Genomic DNA, 20,047 nt, shown 5'->3' on the forward strand with positions numbered 1-20,047 from the left:
ACCTACTTCTTATCCTTGTCATCATCTGCACTTGGCAAGTCGTCGGTATCCGCAATATCAAAATCTTCAAGATTAAATTCATCCAGAGGATCTTCTTCCTCACTTTGTTCATTATCAGCCAAAATATCATCCACTAGCTGGTCTGCTGTTTTTCCTTCTGGCAACTCACTATCCGTTTCGTCCAGATCGGCAACTAAAGGAGGCTCCTCCTCGTCCAGTAACTCAGCGACATCATCCTCTGGCTGCTCTGCAATGTCGGCAATTAAATCATCAATATCATCAAGCTCTGGTTCTGGCTCTGGTTCTGGCTCTCGTTCTGATTCTGATTCTGGTTCTGGTTCTGGTTCTGGTTCTGGTTCTGGTTCTGGTTCTGGTTCTGGTTCTGGTTCTGGTTCTGGTTCTGGTTCTGGTTCTGGTTCTGGTTCTGGTTCTGGTTCTGGTTCTGGCTCTGGCTCTGGTTCTGGTTCTGGTTCTGGCTCTAATTCGGGTATGTCTTCACTCTCATCGACAAAATCGAGTTCATCTCCAAGCGCCTGTTCAGCTGACACCTCTGGCTCATCTATCTTACTCTCTTCTTCCTCTGAGAGTTCAATATCCTCTTCCAACTCGTCCTTAGCGTTCTTGCGTCGTTTGAATAACCAGTACCAAATGCCTGCTGAAAGGGCGATCACAAGGGCAGAGGCGCCACCAATAATGCTCCATAGCATGGTCTGCGACAGCCCCTCTTCTTCAGGGACAACCTGATCTTGTTCAAGCGTTTTGGGGATTTCAATTGGAGGAACAATAGCCGGTGCAACCTCGGCTGCTGGCTCACCCTTGGGTTCAGCTTCTTTAGTGGGCTCTGCTTGCTCCGATGGCAACTCATTCTCTTTAGCTACTTCAGGGTCTTCAGTAATAGCAACATACTGGCTGGTATCAGACATATCTCTTGGAAATATTGCCTTAAACGATTTAGGCGCAAATTTGAATGGATTACCATCACTGTTTATCCCCTTAACTTTGAGTGCAACCTTATAAACACCATCGCCTTTTGTATTTTTTATCGGCAGTTCCCAGCGCTTTGAAGCCTCGACATAAGGAATCGTTCGAATAATGCTTGAGCCGTCGGGCGCTTTAATTTTCGCTACGATCGATGATTTAGGGACATCAATATTCTTGCTTCTCGGAGATATGACAACCGAGTACTGCGTCTCTTGATTATACCCACTCGCTGCAAGCTCAATATCAAAGGGCGACCGCAAATTTATCAGCTGCCGGTGCTTTCTTTTAAAGGTTTTGCCATCTACGAAAACATTAACTTCGTACTGCCCAACCTTATGCAGTTTTCTGATTGCATCACGGAATATGCCGTCTTCTGGTGGGGACTCTAAATCAGATATGGTTTTGGTGCCTGACTTGTTGTCCTCTGTTCGAATGTTTAGCTTTACATCCAATAGCGATAGAAACTCTTTGCTGGTTACAACCTCACCATCTTCCGTGAAGTTAACCTCTACATCCAAGTGGTCTCCAGCATAAAAGTTTGTCGGAAGCGGTTTAACATACATGCTTAGATTACTCACCACCGTTACGCGGCTATCAGGCTCTAGCTCTGCATCAATCTTCCACTCCCCTTCAAGCGGCTGTTTAACCGTAATAAGGTCATACCCTTTATCTCTATACCACCGGACAAACTCTGAGTGGTTTTCAAAGCCTTGTTTTTTGTCATCAGGCCCTGAAAGAATCGTGGCTTTACTACCCGCTTTTCTGAAAATAAGGGCCGTAAACTCTTCTATGCTTGAATCAATATCGAATGTATTACCCTCTAAAGGAACTTCTTCAGCGGGCACGGCCTGGTTAAACGCCTGTAAAAAAACTTTGGTTAGTTCTTCTGGTGTTTCTGCTACTGCCGAATTGCCCCCAGTGTTTACGGCAATGCGCTCCAACAGCGGAATATCGGCATTTTTTGATAATGCGATGGTGTGTATTTTTGCTCCACGATCTTCAAACCCTTTAACGATATCATTCAGTATTCGTTCTCTTTCATCGGCATTCTTAGACGGGTCTCGGTCAATATCGACCATGCCATCGGTAAGCAGAATAAAGTGTGTATTGGGAAATGTTTTATCACTTAGGAAGTCATCACTGGATTTTTTCAGCGCGCCACCAATGTTGGTGTAGAGCGCAACTGAATTTATTTCTTTGGCCTTTTCTTTGGCATTCTTCCGCCACTTGTCATTCACCTCGTCATGCTTGACCAGCATATTTACATACTGCCCAAAGGTCCATATGCCGGCTTTGCTGCCGTCAGGTATTATTTCAGTAAGTAAATTTACAGCAGGAACCCTGAGGTTATTGGGGTCGTTCTTCTTCATGCTGCCCGAAATATCTATCAGCACTCGAACATCCCCTTGAGTTTTTAAGTCAGCGCTATTCTCTGCGGCATTTACAGCCGGAAACGTAGCAGCTACAGCAACAAAAAAAACTAAAACAAAGCGGAGAGAGAGGGTCATGAGGAACCTGCTATAAACTATTAATAAGGTATTAGTGAATATTTATAGCAGATTTAACAATAACAACAACGTGATTTTACATAAAAAGCCTGAATAAAATCTCATTAGTTGTTGTATTTTATGAAATTATAATGACGCTGAACTATCGTCATGCTCGCGAGTAAACACAATTATTTTCCATGCCAGGCGAACCGAGGCACCTCTTCGCCATTACTCACAACCATTTCTGTAAACATGCTGAAAGGACGAACCCAAAGCTTGCCCTCTCCATACAAAGGGCGATAAACAACTAATGCCTCTTCAGTTTCGCTATGGGTTGCGGTGCCATAAACCTGATATAAATTGCCTTTATAATGACGATAAGTACCAGGTGTAATTTCGCTAATATTGTCAGTAAGATCTCTATTGTTCATCCGTAGAAGCTCTTTCAGGCATTGTGTAAATGGAGTAATTTTCTAACGACATATTCCAAAGTAAGGAGTGCTGTTAACAACGTAAGCGCCCCTAATAAGTGCATGCCCGCCTTAACAGCTAAGTGTGTATTCCCAATAACCCACTCGTAGCCTCCTACCAGATAGGCTGGCGCAAACCACTTGGCATCCAAACCAATGTCTACCGGTGTCAGCAGCAGTACCACTACGACTAATCTTAGTATTTTTGTTAAGTCTTTATACGGGATAGACCGGGTCATTCTCCAGAAAACAATAATTAGCCCAATAGCTGAAAGCAGATAGCATCCCCATGCTATCAGGTAACTCTGACTAACAATCACAGGTTAATAACTCCTTCGATAATATGATCTTCCCATTCATCTTCAGGGACATCATTCTCACAAATAGCTCGATTTCTTACCGAGCTGCCAGATTGGTGCACCGAGTTTTTATCGCCCGTAATGAGCGGGTGCCACTCAGGCAGTGGTTTACCTTCGAGCAATAGCCTGTATGCGCAGCTTGAAGGCAGCCAGCTAAACTCTTCCAGCCTACTTAAACTTAACGATATGCACGACGAAACTTTTTCAAGTCTGGATTCATAAACACCACAACTACAGGCATTGTGATCAAGATACTGACAGGCAATATCGGTGTAATACAAATCACCGGTATCCTCGTCCTCAAGTTTTTGTAAACAACATTTTCCGCAGCCGTCACATAACGACTCCCACTCCTCTCGATTCATCTCGGGAAGTGTTTTTACCAACCAATAGGGGGAAACCTGGGCTATCATCTATATTAGTCTTCAACGTCTTTTAGCTTCTTGTTAAACTCAACAAACCCGGGCAAATAGTTCTCTTCTACCGGCGGCATTTGAAGCAAAAAACCTTTTTCTGCAATTTCAGCAAGCACTTTTTTTGCGTCTACCCGTGCAAGTTTCTTTTCTTCAGTCAGCAGCATATCAAACACATGAATAGGCGTACCAAAAAAAGCCAGCAACGCTTCTGGTAATACATCCAGCCCTTTTTTCTTCTCGATATAGACGTACATTTCTGACTTTTTCGAGCTTTTATAAACAGAACACAGCAGTCGACTTTCAGACATTAAACTTACTCTCGGCAATTTTTTTAAAAGTGTCACCCAGCAGTTTTGTTCTCCAGACACCAAACTCTTTGGGTAACGCCACGTTTCCTCGCTTCTCGTTCTGCGCAAAGAGCAGATTAATATATTGTTCTAATAGCCTTTTTCTTCCCAGAAGCTCAGGCGCAATGCCCCTCTCTAGCGCTATCGTCTCAGAGGCCTTTCTGATAGTTCGGTAATACTCCAGCTTTTGACCGCTTAATGAACGGGGTATTCGTTTAAAGTCAGCATTCACTTCATGCGCCGCATTGATAACAGAGAGCAGGTAATCACCATATTTACGCTGCTGTCCAGGATTCAAAATCCGACTGGCCTGAAGTGCATTAATACTCTTTGGCATGCGCTCTGCGATTTCAAGAAGCTGCTTGTCACTGATGACCCTGCCACGGGGTTTGTCCCTTGTGCGCGCTTCCCGTTCTCGCCAGGATGACAGTTTTTTCAGTACTGCCTGATTACCAATGGGCAGTTTCCACCCACCTCTAAACTTTAAATAATAGCTGTCAATATCTGAAATTTGATTCTGCATCCCCTTGTTTATCAATTCGCACTCTTGCTCTACAACGCCCAGCATATCGCGTTCTTCAAGTTGCGAAACAACTTGGGGGTAAACATCATAAAGATAGTGAACATCTTTTGCTGCGTACTCTAGCTGGGAGTCATCAAGAGGCCGCTTAAGCCAGTCTGAGCGAGTTTCGCCCTTATCTATCACCAGCCCCAGATACAGCTCAATAAACTTCTGATACCCTACGGAAACACCCTGCCCTAGAAGTGCACAAGCTATTTGAGTGTCAAAAATATTATGCGGGGTGCAATCTGAAATAGTCTGAAATAACACCACATCCTCACTCATCGAGTGCATTATCTTGATGGTGTCACTTAATAGCAAAGGCTTGAGTAAGGTAAGATCTTCAATACAGAGCGGGTCGATCAGGTAAACCCCGGTATCATCTGCCACTTGTATCAAACCAGCTTTAGGATAAAAGGTATCGACCCTTACAAATTCGGTATCGAGCGCTACATAAGGCAGTGTCTGCCAGTAATCTAACTTTTCTTGCAGGCGCTCAGGGTTTCTAATCATTTCAACACTGAATGCGCAGTTCACATTACTCATCTACCGGTCCTGTCCCGTTGTATCAGCCATCAATCGGTTTTCGCCCCGTTAAAGCATGGCTCAAGGTACCGCCATCAACATACCCCAACTGCCCACCAACAGGAATGCCGTGAGCAATACGAGTTACCAGAATATTCTGCCCTTCTAACAAGTCTGCGATATAAAATGCGGTCGCATCACCTTCAATGGTCGAGTTGGTTGCGAGGATCACTTCGCGAATGGACGCCTCCGAAACAAGCCGCATTAACTTATCAAGGCCTATTTCCTCTGGGCCAATCCCATCAATAGGCGATAGATGTCCCATCAGCACAAAGTAACGGCCACTAAAGGTATTGGATAGTTCAATCGCTAATAAATCCGACGGCGTTTCAACAATACAAAGCTGGCCATTATTGCGCTTTTCGTCCGAGCATAGCCTACAGATATCAACCTCAGTCAGGTTTTGGCATTTCTCACAGCGCCCGACCCCCATAACAGACTCATTGATTGCATTCGCCAGCCTTAGTGCACCATCCCGGTCGCGCTCAAGTAGCTGCAAAGCCATACGTTGAGCAGATTTTTGGCCTACTCCCGGTAAACAGCGCAGAGATTCAATAAGTTCATCGACTAACGGGCTAAAGCTCATAAATAAAGCGTCATATAAGAGGAATGTAAAAAAAGTGCACTGATGCGGGCATTAAACCCTGCATCAGCTTGTTGTTTAATTGGTAGAGACCTTTGCACGACTACTGCGCTTTTTCGTCATTTTTTTGCCTTTGCTTCGCTCATAACGTCGTGTAAAGGTCTCTGATAGTTAGAATGGCATTTTAAAGCCAGGAGGCATTTCCATCCCCGCGGTCATACCAGAAAGCTTGCTTTTACTGTTTTCCTCTACTTTTCTTACGGCATCATTGACTGCTGCGGCTAGCAGATCTTCCAGTAACTCTTTGTCTTCCTGCAATAACGAGGGGTCAATGGTGACATTTTTAACATCGTGCCGTCCGGTCATAACCACCTTAACCAAGCCTGCGCCGGACTCACCAGAAACTTCTGCATTCGCCAACTCTTCTTGAGTTTTTTGAAATTGCTCCTGCATCTTTTGAGCTTGCTTCATCAACTCGCCCATACCACCTTTAATCATAACAACCTCGAATGTATGTAATTTCTATTGGCCATTCAATTCAACTTTGCGCATATAGCTAACACGTCTAAGTTAGAGTTAGACCTGCCAAACATCTTTAAATTCAATCTATATAGGGCGTGACTCAACAACCATATATTTTGTACCAAACACTTAACCCCTAACCCGAGTGCAACGCCCATAAGGCATAAAAACCCGGCACTGTCATTCTTAACAAATAAAGACCCAACACTGTCATTCTTAACACATAAAGACTCAACACTGTCATTCCCGCGAAGGCGGGAATCCATTTAGAACGAATTCTATAGCCCTATGGATCCCCGCCTTCGCGAGGATGACAAGCTTAAGCAAGCTCCTTTCAACCCATCCCCCATATCCACACTCAATCGAGCACACAATTTACAGCTCGAACAAAGGGGCAACTAATCGATAGGCTCTACCGTTGTAGTTAATATGGTTGCATCAAACTTATTTACAAGGGTTACAACATTTGGGTCTTGCTCAATAGAAGACACTGCTAACGCCAAACGCTCTTCTCTTTTTCGTTCTTTCCATTCTGCGGGTGTTTCAACTTCTGTGCGCCCCAACGAAAAGTCAACCTGGAATGAGTCACCAAACAGCCGTTTGAATGCCGCAATAATACGCGATTTGTGTGTATCAGTTAATAGCTTATAGTTGCCTTCCGCTGCGCACAGCTCCGCTCTGTCATGTTCAAGCTTCAAACCTGTATTAGCAGCAAGGTTTTGCGTCATTCCGGTTAATTTGAGCAACGGTAATATATGCGGCCACGGATTATCTATTGAAAGAAAGTCATCGATACCGGCCGACTCCGGCAGTACTTCCTGAGTACTGGAGACCGGTGCAGGCGCTTTGGGTATCTCTGCCGAGTTATCAGTCTCAACGTTGCTGTTATTATCTATAGTCCCGCTTTGAAGGTCGGCTACGCTTCTGCCAGCGCCTGGTTCAGTGACATTCGTCTGCGGGGCTAAGTCAGGCTTCTGCTCTCGCCGCCCCTGCTGGGCATCAGCGTCAGCGGCTAACGTAGGATCAGCCGTTTTTTTTTGAGTCGAATCCGTAAGCGGATTATCTTCAGTTGACCCCGGAGTACCTGAACCCGATTGCTCGTCATTTGATTGAGCACGTAAATACTGTTCATCATAGGAGTCAACATTACCCTGCCCCCCATTATGAGCTGGGAGCCCTTCGGGTGGCGCATCTGAATGTGCGCCGAACGATTGACTAGCTGTCACTTCGGCCGGGCTGGAAACCCCACCATTCGAAGAGCTCGCCTCAGTAAAACCGGTAGCTGGCGCGACGGCTTCTGAGCTTATGTAGTCAGGCGAGTGAGTATCCCATGGGGGAGCACTTTCCGTCCCTGCTGCTTGTTCAGTCTCAGAAGGCGAAGCCGCTTGGGCATTTATAGCGGCCGTAGCTGGGGATGATGTTTCTGCCAAGCCTTCGGCAGCACTAACCGCGTCGGATGCGGTCTGCTCCTTGGCATTATCACTGTCACCAACAGGCTGTTCAGCGTTAGCAGTTGTTTCTTCTGCGTTTGCGATTGTCTCTTCTGCGTTTGCGATTGTCTCTTCTGCGTTTACGATTGCTTCACCGCGAGGCCCAGCCGCCTGGGGTTGAGTTGCCACTTGTGAGACGACAGCTTGCGCTTCGTTATTCCCGTCACTGGAGGTTAATTGAAGCTTTGGCGTATTTTTGTCAACGTTTGGCTGAAACGCCAACATTCTAAGTAGAACCATTTCCAATCCGGCCCGTTGATCCGGTGAAATGGGTAAATCGCTACGCCCTACCAGTGCGACCTGGTAGAACAACTGAACATCTTCCGCAGATAGTGCCGAAGCCAGATCAACGATTTGCTGTTGGTCACCCATTGAATTGTCGGTACTGCCGGGCACCGCCTGCTCAATCGCCACACGGTGCAACACCGAAATAACATTGGCCAAAACAGCACTGTAGTCAGGTGAGTATTCAGCGAGAGAAGCGACCTCATCCAGCACTTTTTCTGCATTTAAATTAGCAACCGCTTCAATAATTCGATAAACCTGTTTTTGGTCAATCGATCCCAACATCGCACTGACTTCTCGCTCAGCCAGTTTATGGTTGCCATACGCGATTGCTTGGTCTGTCAGACTCAATGCATCCCGCATACTTCCATCAGCGGATCGGGCAAGCAGCCAAAGTGCGCTCTCTTCAAACGCTATTTGCTCCTGACCCAGAACATTTTTTAGATGCCCTACGATTCGTTCAGGTGGCATATTCTTTAAATTAAATTGCAGGCAGCGAGACAAGATTGTAACGGGGAGTTTTTGCGGATCAGTGGTCGCAAACAGGAATTTGACGTGCTCAGGAGGCTCTTCCAGTGTTTTAAGCAATGCATTAAAACTGGACTGCGAGAGCATGTGCACCTCATCTATCAGGTACACTTTAAACCGCCCTCGTGTGGGCGCATATTGTACGTTATCAAGCAGCTCTCGCATGTCTTCCACTTTGGTACGAGAGGCCGCATCAATTTCAATCAGGTCAACAAACCTGCCCTCGGTGATCTCCCGGCAGGCATCGCATTGGCCACAAGGCACTGACGTAATTTCGGTTTCACAATTGAGGCATTTGGCAAGTATCCGCCCAATGGTTGTTTTTCCCACACCTCGTGTACCAGTGAACAGATAAGCATGATGTAATCTTTTCTGGTCAAGGGAATGAATCAACGCTTTAAGTACGTGCTCTTGCCCCACCATTTCCTTGAAGCTTTGGGGGCGCCACTTTCTTGCGAGAACCTGATAACTCATCTGTTTATTTTACCTGAGAAAACGACAACGCAAGCTTATCATGTCTTGGTGGATATACAGAATAGTTATGAGAGATATTTAGGTAAGAAGAGAGCCTGACAAGACGTTGTTAGCCTAATAACAGATTATTTGCAGTATTTTTGGCCTTGGTAATTACCGGGGCAACCTCGCCTTGTTAACGGTTTGGCTGGGCACCATTTCAGGCTTGTTATCATACAAGCACTGCTTTTTATGGGCCCCTAAAAAGGGTGGCCATGATAGAAACAGCCACCCAGGACGGCGATATCAGTACCCGTCTGCCTGATTTGTTTTGCCAGAAAAAACACGGTAAGCATATGCGTTATACAGCAAGATAACCGGCAAGAAGATTATCACTCCGATAAACGAAAAGCTTAAGGTACTGTCGGGCGCAATCGCCTGCCAAATGGTGACATCTCGCGGAATGATATAAGGGAACATACCAACAACCAGCCCAATAAGTGAGAGGACAAAAAGCGAGGTTGCCAACAACAGCGGAATCAAGTGATGGTGCTCGGGCTTCCGAATCGCTCTTAACAGCGCAAACGCCACACCAACAGTCAACAGCGGTATTGGCGCCAGGAAATAGATATTGGGTGTACTCAACCAACGGTTTAACACAGAAGGCTCGTTAATAACCGTCCAGAGCGATACGCAAGCAAGCCCCACAAGCACTGCCGCCAACAGTGGTTTAGCGAGCATTCTTGCTCTGCTGCCAAGATCACCTTCTGACTTTCGTATCAACCAGCAGCTACCCAGCAACCCGTACCCTGCCAATAGAGATAATGCAGTAAGGGCGCTAAAGGGCGTTAGCCATGACACAGGAATAGCAGGGTCTACCTGAATGCCTTGAACCAACGTACCCAAAATCAACCCCTGACATAAGGTCGCCAGCGTGCAGCCAAATGCGAAGCTAAGATCCCACCATCGTCGGCTGCTATCTGCCTTAAAACGAAACTCAAAAGCAACCCCGCGAAAGATCAAAGCAATAAGCATAAGCATAATCGGCAAATACAGTTTGGATAAAACCACTGCATAGGCCTGCGGGAATGCCACAAATAACACTACACCGCCAAACACCAACCAGGTTTGGTTGCTATCCCACACGTGGGAAAGCGTCCGCATTGCCATGCCTTTCTGATCTTCACCACCTAACCACGGCGAAATAATACCAACACCCAAAGAGAAACCATCAAGCACCACGTACATTAGTACGCCAAACCCTAGAATCAATAACCAGACTATTGCCCAATCCATATCACTTACTCCCTGTTGTCGAATCTAACCCATCTACCGGGTTAAATAGGGGACTATTAACGCTGTTATCAGCAGCCGCATTGTCAGAACTATACTCCTCCATAGAGGGCGGCCCCTGGTGTATCAACTTTCGAATAAAGTAGAGATACACACTAAACAGCAAGCCGTAGACAACAACAAACAACCCAAGGGTCAACATGATGTTTTCAGCAGGCAGTATCGAAACAACATCTTCTGTTCTGACCAGTCCCTGAACCAGCCATGGCTGCCTGCCCACTTCTACGACAAACCATCCAGCGAGCGTCGCAATAATTCCCGCAGGTGTCATATAAAAAGCGAACGCATGAAGCAACCTGCTGCTATACAAGCGCTTCTTAGCCCGCAGTATTGCACCACTTAGCGCCAACAGCAGCATAAGCCCACCTAACGCCAGCATAACTCTAAAAGAATAAAATACAGTGGCGACCGGCGGGCGATCAGCTTTATCAACCGACTTTAAGCCGGTAATTTCGCCGTCCAGACTATGAGTAATAATTAAACTCGCGAGCTTTGGTATTGCGATTTCAAAGTCATTTTTCTCAGACTCTCCATCGGGTACTGCGAACAGGCGTAACGGCGCACCTTGCTCGTTTTCCCATATACCTTCCATCGCGGCTAGCTTCACCGGCTGGTGTTCGGCCACATTAAGCCCATGGAAATCGCCCAGTAAAATCTGCACCGGGGCTAACAGCAGCAGACTCCACATGGCAAACGAAAACCCAACCTTTGCGAAAGTGCGGTGCTGGTTACGTTTCAAGTACCACGCATTGATTCCAGCTACGATTAGGCTGGCAGAAAGCAAGCTCGCAATGACCATATGAAAGTATCGATAGGGAAAGGAAGGATTAAAGATAACTTCAAACCAATTACCCGCTTCAAACCGACCTTCGTTAAATATATAACCTGTTGGCGTGTGCATCCACGAGTTAGCAGCTAATATCCAGAACGCAGACATCAACGTGCCAACACACACAACAACGGTCGCCATAAAGTGAATTTTAGGTGACACACGATTCCAGCCGAATAGCATTATGCCAAGAAATCCAGCCTCCAAAAAAAATGCGGTTAACACCTCATACGCCAAGAGAGGGCTTAGAATAGGCCCTACAACCTCGGAAAAACGACTGAAGTTAGTACCAAACTGGTAGGATAGAACCACACCAGAAACCACGCCCATTCCAAACGTAATCGCAAATGGTTTTAGCCAGAATTTAACCTGCTGCAAATACTCTATTTTTTTGGTTTTAAGCCACATCCCTTCCATGACCGCTAGATACACGGATAGGCCAATCGTAATGGTGGGGAAAATGATGTGATAACTGATGGTAAACGCAAACTGCATTCGTGACAGAATGGCCGGATCCATTACACCTCTCCTTCTTTTGCTTTAACCACACCGGGCAACAAAACATACCCACCTGAAACTCCAACCACTACAACGACACTTATAATAGAGTATAACCACTCAGCCATATTGGCCTCCTTTGATCAGCGTGATGTCTGCAATACATTCAACAATACATTCAGCAATGCATTGCAGAAATACGTGTAGCAATAAACCGGCCAGCCACACCACGCCAGCACACGCCTTGATCTAGCTCAATTCTAACAAGTTAGTTATAATCCAGCGCAACCTGTGTTTACACTTATCGGCAAAAATACTGTAAACACTGTTTACAGTTCAACCCATTACCTTCGATACAAGCAGAACAAATGAACTTAGTCGTTGTATTTTCACTCTCTATGTGGGCCACGCTAATCAGCACTACCGCCGCAGGGGGATGGCTGATATACCGCGCTCAAAATTCGGTTTACCTTAGAGCGCTGGGAATCTACTGCCTAACATTGGCCCTCTGGTGTGCAGGCCACCTATTCGCCATCCGGGGTGACGCTACCTGGGCTATTCCCCTGTTACTGAGTAGCCCGATCCTTCCAACGGCGTTTTTGCATTTTACACTGAGCTTTTGCAAGGACTACATTCCAAAAGCTGGCGTATACCTAACCGGGTTTCCTACACTGTATTTTATTAGCGGTATGGTCTCAGCAATCTCACTTGCGCTTTCAGGCGCGGAGCTTACCCAATGGCTTGAGTTCACAACTTTCATTTCTCTCAATACCGCAGGATGGGTCAACCTGGCCTATACCGCCATTATTGGTGTCGTCGCCCACCTACTACTGCTTCAAGCACAACGTGACTGCCCCCCCAACCAAAGACGATCCATTATCGCTATGTTTATCGTCGGTGGGCTTGGCTTTGCCCTGTCTATCAGCTTTGTCTTCCCTTCTATCGGTGTCAATATCTCCCCCTACCCCATGCTGGCCTTTCCTGCATATGGCGTATTGCTCGTGTATGCCGTTGTGCGTTACCAGCTGGTTGAGGTAAATCGATTCATGAATCGAGCCGTGGTATGGCTTGCACTGGTAACCATTACCGTACTGGTGATGTCCGCACTACTGGCACTAGCAACCAAGTGGGGGTTTTCAGAGTTGGCTCACACACCCGTGTGGCAACTATTAATCTACTCCGCTGCACTGCTTATTTTGGCGGCCGCGCTCTATCATCCGGCACAACGATTCGCTGATCGATTAATCTACCCGGAGATCCGCATCGACCAAGCAAAACTGGAACAGTGGTGCAACCAACTAGATCAGGTCGCCGACTGGGACGAGCTTAAATTCGCATTAAACGAACTATGGTCGCATAACAGTACCACCCCTATCTCGGTAATGATTAATCAAACCGCAACTCAGTCAGATGACCCCGTCATTACACAGCCAGACACCCCCACCTTTATCATTAATACAGTCGTATCAGAAAGCAGTGAACACTGGAAAAGCGAGCTAACAGGGTGGCAACACACCACACCAAGCGAGCAACACCTGGCAGAAGTTATATGCACCCTGTTACCCGCAGCCTGTGCAGCGTTAGACCGCGGAATGAGATTAGCTGCTGCGGAGCGTGAAAAACTGGAACAAGAGCACCTGGTCGAACTAGGGAGCCTGACGGCGGTAATCGCACACGAACTGCGAAACCCGCTCAATATAATTAATATGGCTGCCACGCAAACCGTCAAACCAGTCAGAGACCATATCACCAGCCAAGTTGAAAGAGCCGAACTGCTGATTCAAGATATTTTAACTTACGCCGGTCAAATAAAACTGCATCTTCAGCCTACATCAATAACAGCACTTATTATCAATGTTGCAGAACAGACACGTAAATTATTCAAGGTAAAGATCCGCGTCGAGACACCTGATGAGCTATGGGCTAACGTTGACCCACAAAAACTATCTCAAGTACTCATCAACTTGCTTGAAAATGCGGCATCATTTGTAAACCAAAAAGAGCATGGTGAGATTAAGGTTCAAGCCCAAATAGTTGAAGAAAATCTGCTGATCCACATCCACAATAATGGCCCGTCAATTTCACCAGATATAACATCGCAGCTGTTTTCAGCATTCATCAGCAAACGAAGTGGGGGCAGCGGCTTAGGACTCGCCATTGTACGCAGGATTGTCGACGCTCATAACGGCCGTGTCTGGCATCATACCGATGCTGGCTGGCCGGTTACGTTTTCTATTAAAATCCCTCACGCCATAACCAATCACGCCGATTCAGGTGCAGCATTCAAATGAAAAAATCTCGAATACTATTGGTTGACGACGAAGCCGCATTCTGCGAACTCTGTGAACTATGGTTAACACAAGCAGGCTACGACGTAGTTAGTTGTGGTGATGGCGCTAAGGCTCATGAACTTTTCAAGTCTCAACCATTTGACCTTGTGCTACATGACCTATCTCTACCTCCCAGCTTCAGACCCGAAGAGGGGCTACAACGTCTGCCCCACTATAACGATGTTCCGGTGGTCGTAATAACCGCTCATGATGAGAAGTCACTGGCACTCGAAGCCATTCGACATGGTGCCTGGGACTACATCAACAAGCCAATTGACCCGGATCTGCTTAGCGTCGTCGTGCAACGTGCGCTCAACAAACGCCAGCTACAACTCGAGCTTCAAACCTTAAAGGAACAAAGCATCTCTACAACAGATGATATGGGCTTAGTTGGCACCAGCCCCAATATCATCAACACTCGCAACCTGATCAGCCGCATTGCCAATACCGAAGTTCCCGTACTCATTCAAGGCCCAAGCGGCACAGGAAAAGAGCTGATTGCCAAGGCCCTGCATAAACATAGTCAACGCAAAACACAGCCTTTTATCTCTGTACACTGTGGCGCAATTCCATCAGAGCTGTTGGAAAGCGAGTTATTTGGATACAAAAAAGGGGCCTTTACAGGAGCCGATAAAGACAGAAAAGGCCTTTTATCGATGGCTGATCAAGGAAGCTTATTTTTGGACGAGATTGGTGAAATGCCGCCCGCCATGCAAGTTAAACTTTTGCGAGTGTTGCAGGAGGGTTGTTACTTCCCTGTCGGGGGCCGCGAAATGGAGCATATCGACATACGCCTGATCAGTGCAACCAATCGTGATTTACCCCAAGCGGTCGAAGAAGGAAGCTTCCGAGACGACCTATTCTACCGAATAAAAGGGGTCACCATAAAAACCCAAGCACTAAATGAGCGACCAGAGGATATCCCTTTATTGGTTCGATCATTTATTGAAAAGGCTCAAACGGCCAACCAGATGGTTAAAATAGAGCCCGACGCCATGTCGTGGATCGCACAACAACGCTGGCCGGGCAACGTGCGCGAGCTCAAAAACACATTAGATAGCCTGGTTGCGCTCGCGGTTGACGGGGTGATAACCCGACAGGAAATAAATTTCTTAACAGGAAATTCAGAGCCCGTTACTAATATAGAAGGCGTTTCTCACCAGCAAACCCTAGAAGCTCAGGTGAATGCTTTAGAGATAAAGCTGATCACTCACGCACTAACTGAGTGTGATAACAACAGAACCCGCTCGGCAGCTCTATTAGGGTTAACAAGGCAAGGGTTACTAAAGAAAATGGCGCGCTACGGGTTGAAGTAGAGCGCCATACGTTGCGGGAGAAACCGCCGTAGCCTGCAACTAAAAAACGCGGGACTTGCCAGCTAGATATTAAAACGGCACAGGCAAAGCTCGTCTGATATGTTCAATTCCTTCAAGGACTTCATCGGAAAGGGTAACGTCAATGGAGTCAATGTTAGACTTTAGCTGCTCCATGGTCGTCGCCCCAATCAACGTAGAACTAACGAAAGGGCGACTATTCACAAATGCCAAAGCCATCTGACAAGGGTCAAGATCATAAAGATTGGCTAAATCGATATATTCCTGTGTCGCATTATCGACTGCCTCTCCTACTCTATGTTCCGGCCTCGTCTCCAAGGTGAGTCGTGCGCCTTCAGGTTTAGCACCACCAAGATACTTCCCGCTCAAGATTCCTCGTGCCAGAGGCGACCAAGCAAGCAAGCCACACTCTTCATGTATTGCAATTTCACTAAGGTCTGGTTCAAAGTGCCTGCAGAGTAACGAGTATTCGTTTTGTATCGAGGCGACTCTGGGCAGCCCATGCTTCTCTGACAGATGCAGCCACTTACTCATTCCCCATGCGGTTTCATTCGATAACCCGATATGACGAATTTTGCCCTCTCGAATCAACCCTTGCAGCGTATGCAGAACCTCCAGAAAGTTATCTTCCTCGGCCTTCGCATCAAAATCTGGTGAGAAGCCCCATGTTTTACCAAAGTGATACGAACCTCTATTGGGCCAGTGGAGTTGGTATAGGTCAATATAATCCGTTTGCAGCCTTTTCAAGCTCCCCTCAACCGCATCCAGTATATTCTCTTTGTTTATTCGGTTTTGACCCTCTCTCAACCAGGGAAAACCAGGGCCAGTAATTTTTGACGCCAGTATCACCTTGTCGCGGTTAGCACGCGCCGAAAACCAGTTCCCGATAATGGTCTCAGTTGTGCCAAAATGCTCGGCACTTGGCGGTATCGCATACATTTCTGCGGTATCAAAAAAGTTAACACCACGGTCTAATGCATAATCCATTTGCTCAAAGCCTTCAGCTTGAGTATTCTGCCAGCCCCATGTCATTGTTCCAAGGCCAATCAGGCTGATGTCTAGCCCCGTTGTTCCTAACTTTCGGTATTCCATTCAAGGCATCCTTAAAATGTATGTAGATAATAATTGTGACTGTTACGATAGGTCATTAAAGCAAAGTATCGAACGCAGTGTAACTCTGTGTCAGGTAATATTATGCTATAAAATTAACCATAAACCACGCTCGCCACTGCGCTATACTCTAACGATTTATGCTTACAGTTTTGGTTATTTAGAATGCTTGCTATACCCTCTTTAAGAAAGGTTCTCAGAAACAGGCTCACACGGTACTTCTTATTGTGCAGTCTTTTCACAACCTGCACGTTATTCCTGCCAACAGCTTTCGGACAACCAGCAAGCCTTTTAGCAAGCAAAAGCACAACAAAACAATCTCTTCACTTTGCCACCACGGACTGGTGCCCTTATATTTGCGATGATGAAAACAGCCCCGGATTCATTATCGAATACCTGACCAAATCACTGGCCGCACATAACATATCTTTAGAAATCTCCATTTTTCCGTGGTCACGCGCAATACATATGGCGCAAACAGGGGCTGTAGATGGTTTGGCAACCGCCACAGAGGTTGAAGCGCCCGGCTTTCTTTTTACAGAAGTGCCCACCGGTTCTTATCAGATGTGCTTTTATTCGCAAGAATTCGACGAGTTCACCTACAGTGATCGAGCATCCCTGTCGAATAAGGCTATTGGCGCAATAAAAGGGTATGGCTACGGAGAGCCTATAGACAGCATGATTGCAATGCCTCTAGAACATGAGAAAATCACCCTTTTAGCAACCTCTAACCCTCTATATTCACTAATCGGTATGCTGGAAGCCTCTCGTATAGAGCTGTTTATCGAAGATGAAGCCGTTGTGAGACATTTCTTAAATCAGAACGCTGAAAAGTACAAAATAAGAAAAGCAGGCTGCTTGGACCAAGTTCCTTTTTATACCGCCATTTCGCCCAATAATGACAATGGCATACTTATAGCGGAGAAGCTAAGCAGAATATTAGCATCAGACTTAGCCCATACTTATTACCTAAATGCTAGAAAACGCTATGGTTTGGAGTAGATAAAGACGACTTAACACTAGCAACCCCGTGAAAGCACGGTATTCTCCAATAAGAAGTTAATGGCAACCCCACTTACACAACGCCTCGATTTTTTAAAACCCCGTCAGTATTCATAAGCATCATTGCAACCTTTCTTAATCCAAAGTCATTACATTTAGTTTTTATTTATTTACATACATTCATGAATGTATTTAAATAGCCATTCGACTCATAGACAAAGACACCACCTTAATGGCTAGAAATACCAAAGAGAATGCAGCAAAGACACGCCAGAAAATCTTGATTTCTGCATTGGATGTCATTCTAGAAAACGGGTTTGCTAAAACGTCATTAGAACAAATTGCGCAAAGTGCCGAGGTCACACGAGGCGCCATCTATTGGCACTTCGCCAACAAGCCCGATCTATTTAGCGCATTGTTACAAGAGTGGATTCAGCCTTCTAACGAGCTTGCAGTGACATTACTGATCGACCAAGAACCTTCTCTCGAAAACCTAAAACAGTTTATGGTTGCCTGGCTGTCGCATATGGAATCAAACCCTGTCTCACATAAGCTTTTTGATATTATTTTCTTCAAGGTTGAACAGGTCGGGGATATTAAAGCGCTCATTGATCAGATCCATACTAACGCCAACCAAGACAGGCAGGCTCTTCAGCTTTACTTGAATGAACTGTTTTCTAAGGGTGAACTAACTAAACAGGTCGACCTTTCATTACTCGCCATTAGCATATCGGCTTTTTTGATGGGACATGCGCAAAATTGGCTGGCCAGACCCGATGAATACTCGCTTAAACAGCATGCGAAGGCGCTGGTGAATCAATTTTTTGCAGGTTACCTACCCGTGAAATAACAATAGAATAAAACCAAAGGGAGCAACACAAATGGTCACGCTAACCTCTTCACCGTCATTAAAGGGAAACATTCTAACCATCTTACACCATGGGAGCATGATGGTCGGGTGCGTATTGTTGGCCGGCCTTATTGGCTGCAAAAGCAATCCAAGCATAAATAACACACCGCCAACATTTGCTTTGATAAACGAAGATGTATCTCACGAAGTCGTGCTAAAAGTAACGCCCCCTATTCGGTTTTTCTCCACTCACGCTACGCTCGAACGGGACACCATCAAAGCCCAGACAAAATCAATCGCAGAACGTGTGGCCACAACAGCCGTCAAAAGAGCCAAACTGGAAATAGATGGCCCTCTTACGCTCGTTTTTGAAGACCTGAAATCAATGGCAACTGGGCCTATAACGGCTGATATCGGATTCTCTGTAAAGGGCAAAGCGACAAGACTGCCAGGCTACAGCCAAGTTAAAAAGCCTGAATTTAAATGTCTTAGCCTGCTTTTGAAGCAGCCCGAAGATAGCCATTCTAGCTATTGGCAAAAGCTCTACCAATTGGCTCTTGATAACGGGCTTAAGCTTAATGGTGAAAGCCGAACAGTGATATCACCCGCAGGTACTGGACAGACAACTGAACTACAGCTGGGTGTGCTCTAGTATGAAGTGGTTGCTTTCTCAGTTCATAGCCGCTGCGATGGCGATCCTTCTGCCAACATCAAGCAGTGCAAGCAGCCTTAAATCCATCAATATGTGTGTATTTGATATGTTGGGTCAGAATGGCCCCACGCACCAAATTCTCAAACGCTACAAAATGGAGGCGATAAAGTGGGGTGCAGCAATTGAGTTCAAGTCCTATACCGATGAGCGACTTGCTGCCGAGGCGTTCAACAGCGGTGTCTGTGACTTAGTCAATCTACCCGACATTAGGGCTCGAAATTATAATCATTTTACCGGCTCACTTAACGCAATTGGCGCAATACCCACCTATCAGCATATCAAGATCATTCTACAAACATTAAGTACACCAAAAGCTGCAAAGTATATGCGACAAGACGAATATGAAATTGTGTCGATCTCGCCAACTGGCGGGTTGTTCACGTTCGTTCGAGACCGGAATTGGGATACACCGGAAAAATTAGCAGGTAAAAAAATCACCTTGTTAGATAACGCACCAGAATCCCAATACCTCATAAAACAGACCGGGATGACGCCCGTATCCTCTACTATCGCCAACGCACTGCAAAAGTTTAACAACCACTCTGTTGATATTACCGGAGCACCGGCAATCGCTTACGAACCTATGGAGCTATATAAAGGCCTCGAGCCCAATGGAGGCATTATAAGCTGGCCACTTTTACAGACCACTGCACAAATCGTCGCCCGCTGGCAAAACCTACCGGAAGGCTTTGGGCAAAAATCACGCGAATTTACTCAATCTGGTATTAAAGATGGCATCGAGAACATTGAAAAGATAGAACAGGCCATTCCGAGCAAATACTGGATTGGCATTCCCAATGAACGTAAAGATCAATGGAGTGAGACCTTTCGCCAGAACCGAATCGCGTTGAAAGATCAAGGAGTCTATCACAGTAAAGCGCTCACATTATTTCGAAAAGTACGCTGTAAAATAACGCCAGAAATGGCTGAATGCACAGCGCCTGACAGAGAATAAACA

Annotated in this window: 18 protein-coding genes; 6 read left to right on the forward strand and 12 right to left on the reverse strand. The window is 46.1% G+C overall.

What is annotated here, in order from left to right:
- Window positions 1-2: 2 nt before the first annotated feature.
- The 11 genes from MY523_RS08825 to MY523_RS08875 form a co-directional block, all read right to left on the reverse strand.
- Window positions 3-2,489: a VWA domain-containing protein gene (locus tag MY523_RS08825; RefSeq protein ID WP_250658412.1), complete on the reverse strand. Its 2,487-nt coding sequence runs from the start codon at window positions 2,487-2,489 to the stop codon at window positions 3-5.
- Between the two features lie 170 nt (window positions 2,490-2,659).
- Window positions 2,660-2,902 (reverse strand): DUF1653 domain-containing protein, encoded by a 243-nt coding sequence (locus tag MY523_RS08830; RefSeq protein WP_250658413.1) that lies wholly within the window; start codon window positions 2,900-2,902, stop codon window positions 2,660-2,662.
- A gap of 14 nt (window positions 2,903-2,916) precedes the next feature.
- Window positions 2,917-3,261, reverse strand: coding sequence for a hypothetical protein (locus MY523_RS08835; protein WP_250658414.1), 345 nt, complete (start codon window positions 3,259-3,261; stop codon window positions 2,917-2,919).
- Window positions 3,258-3,713: a YcgN family cysteine cluster protein gene (locus tag MY523_RS08840; RefSeq protein ID WP_275975293.1), complete on the reverse strand. Its 456-nt coding sequence runs from the start codon at window positions 3,711-3,713 to the stop codon at window positions 3,258-3,260. The genes MY523_RS08835 and MY523_RS08840 overlap by 4 nt, the downstream gene beginning before the upstream one ends.
- A gap of 5 nt (window positions 3,714-3,718) precedes the next feature.
- The gene (locus tag MY523_RS08845) at window positions 3,719-4,024 is read right to left on the reverse strand and encodes a YcgL domain-containing protein (RefSeq protein ID WP_250658415.1); all 306 of its coding nucleotides are present in this window, start codon (window positions 4,022-4,024) and stop codon (window positions 3,719-3,721) included.
- A complete protein-coding gene (gene rnd / locus MY523_RS08850; RefSeq protein ID WP_250658416.1) occupies window positions 4,017-5,171 on the reverse strand; it encodes a ribonuclease D in 1,155 nt (384 codons plus the stop codon). The genes MY523_RS08845 and rnd overlap by 8 nt, the downstream gene beginning before the upstream one ends.
- A gap of 22 nt (window positions 5,172-5,193) precedes the next feature.
- Complete coding sequence (gene recR / locus MY523_RS08855) at window positions 5,194-5,796, reverse strand: recombination mediator RecR (RefSeq protein ID WP_250658417.1); 603 nt, start codon at window positions 5,794-5,796, stop codon at window positions 5,194-5,196.
- A 168-nt stretch (window positions 5,797-5,964) separates the two neighbouring features.
- Window positions 5,965-6,291, reverse strand: coding sequence for a YbaB/EbfC family nucleoid-associated protein (locus tag MY523_RS08860; RefSeq protein ID WP_250658418.1), 327 nt, complete (start codon window positions 6,289-6,291; stop codon window positions 5,965-5,967).
- A 422-nt stretch (window positions 6,292-6,713) separates the two neighbouring features.
- Entirely contained in the window at window positions 6,714-9,092 is a 2,379-nt protein-coding gene (gene dnaX / locus MY523_RS08865) for a DNA polymerase III subunit gamma/tau (RefSeq protein WP_250658419.1), read from the reverse strand.
- A 285-nt stretch (window positions 9,093-9,377) separates the two neighbouring features.
- Window positions 9,378-10,367 carry a cytochrome d ubiquinol oxidase subunit II gene (gene cydB / locus MY523_RS08870; RefSeq protein ID WP_250658420.1) on the reverse strand — a complete coding sequence of 330 codons (990 nt, stop codon included), beginning with the start codon at window positions 10,365-10,367 and terminating at the stop codon, window positions 9,378-9,380.
- 1 nt (window position 10,368) lies between these two features.
- A complete protein-coding gene (locus MY523_RS08875) occupies window positions 10,369-11,772 on the reverse strand; it encodes a cytochrome ubiquinol oxidase subunit I (protein ID WP_250658421.1) in 1,404 nt (467 codons plus the stop codon).
- Window positions 11,773-12,119: 347 nt separating this feature from the next.
- On the opposite strand from MY523_RS08875, the gene MY523_RS08880 reads away from it, so the two are divergent.
- Both MY523_RS08880 and MY523_RS08885 read left to right on the forward strand, forming a co-directional pair.
- Entirely contained in the window at window positions 12,120-14,042 is a 1,923-nt protein-coding gene (locus tag MY523_RS08880; protein ID WP_250658422.1) for a sensor histidine kinase, read from the forward strand.
- Window positions 14,039-15,397: a sigma-54-dependent transcriptional regulator gene (locus MY523_RS08885; RefSeq protein ID WP_250658423.1), complete on the forward strand. Its 1,359-nt coding sequence runs from the start codon at window positions 14,039-14,041 to the stop codon at window positions 15,395-15,397. The genes MY523_RS08880 and MY523_RS08885 overlap by 4 nt, the downstream gene beginning before the upstream one ends.
- Window positions 15,398-15,466: 69 nt before the next feature.
- Here the strand turns inward: MY523_RS08885 and MY523_RS08890 are convergent, their stop codons facing one another.
- The gene (locus MY523_RS08890; RefSeq protein WP_250658424.1) at window positions 15,467-16,507 is read right to left on the reverse strand and encodes an aldo/keto reductase; all 1,041 of its coding nucleotides are present in this window, start codon (window positions 16,505-16,507) and stop codon (window positions 15,467-15,469) included.
- A 183-nt stretch (window positions 16,508-16,690) separates the two neighbouring features.
- Here MY523_RS08890 and MY523_RS08895 point away from each other — a divergent pair, with 183 nt between their 5' ends.
- The 4 genes from MY523_RS08895 to MY523_RS08910 all read left to right on the forward strand — a co-directional run bounded on the left by MY523_RS08895 (window position 16,691) and on the right by MY523_RS08910 (window position 20,044).
- Window positions 16,691-17,527, forward strand: a complete 837-nt coding sequence (locus MY523_RS08895) for a substrate-binding periplasmic protein (RefSeq protein WP_250658425.1) — start codon at window positions 16,691-16,693, stop codon at window positions 17,525-17,527.
- Between the two features lie 232 nt (window positions 17,528-17,759).
- Window positions 17,760-18,377 carry a TetR family transcriptional regulator gene (locus MY523_RS08900; RefSeq protein ID WP_250658426.1) on the forward strand — a complete coding sequence of 206 codons (618 nt, stop codon included), beginning with the start codon at window positions 17,760-17,762 and terminating at the stop codon, window positions 18,375-18,377.
- Window positions 18,378-18,408: 31 nt separating this feature from the next.
- Window positions 18,409-19,029, forward strand: a complete 621-nt coding sequence (locus MY523_RS08905; RefSeq protein ID WP_250658427.1) for a GyrI-like domain-containing protein — start codon at window positions 18,409-18,411, stop codon at window positions 19,027-19,029.
- A gap of 1 nt (window position 19,030) precedes the next feature.
- Window positions 19,031-20,044 (forward strand): putative solute-binding protein, encoded by a 1,014-nt coding sequence (locus MY523_RS08910; RefSeq protein WP_250658428.1) that lies wholly within the window; start codon window positions 19,031-19,033, stop codon window positions 20,042-20,044.
- Window positions 20,045-20,047: the final 3 nt, after the last annotated feature.

The sequence above is a fragment of the Alkalimarinus coralli genome, assembly GCF_023650515.1.
In the GTDB taxonomy this organism is placed as follows: domain Bacteria; phylum Pseudomonadota; class Gammaproteobacteria; order Pseudomonadales; family Oleiphilaceae; genus Alkalimarinus; species Alkalimarinus coralli.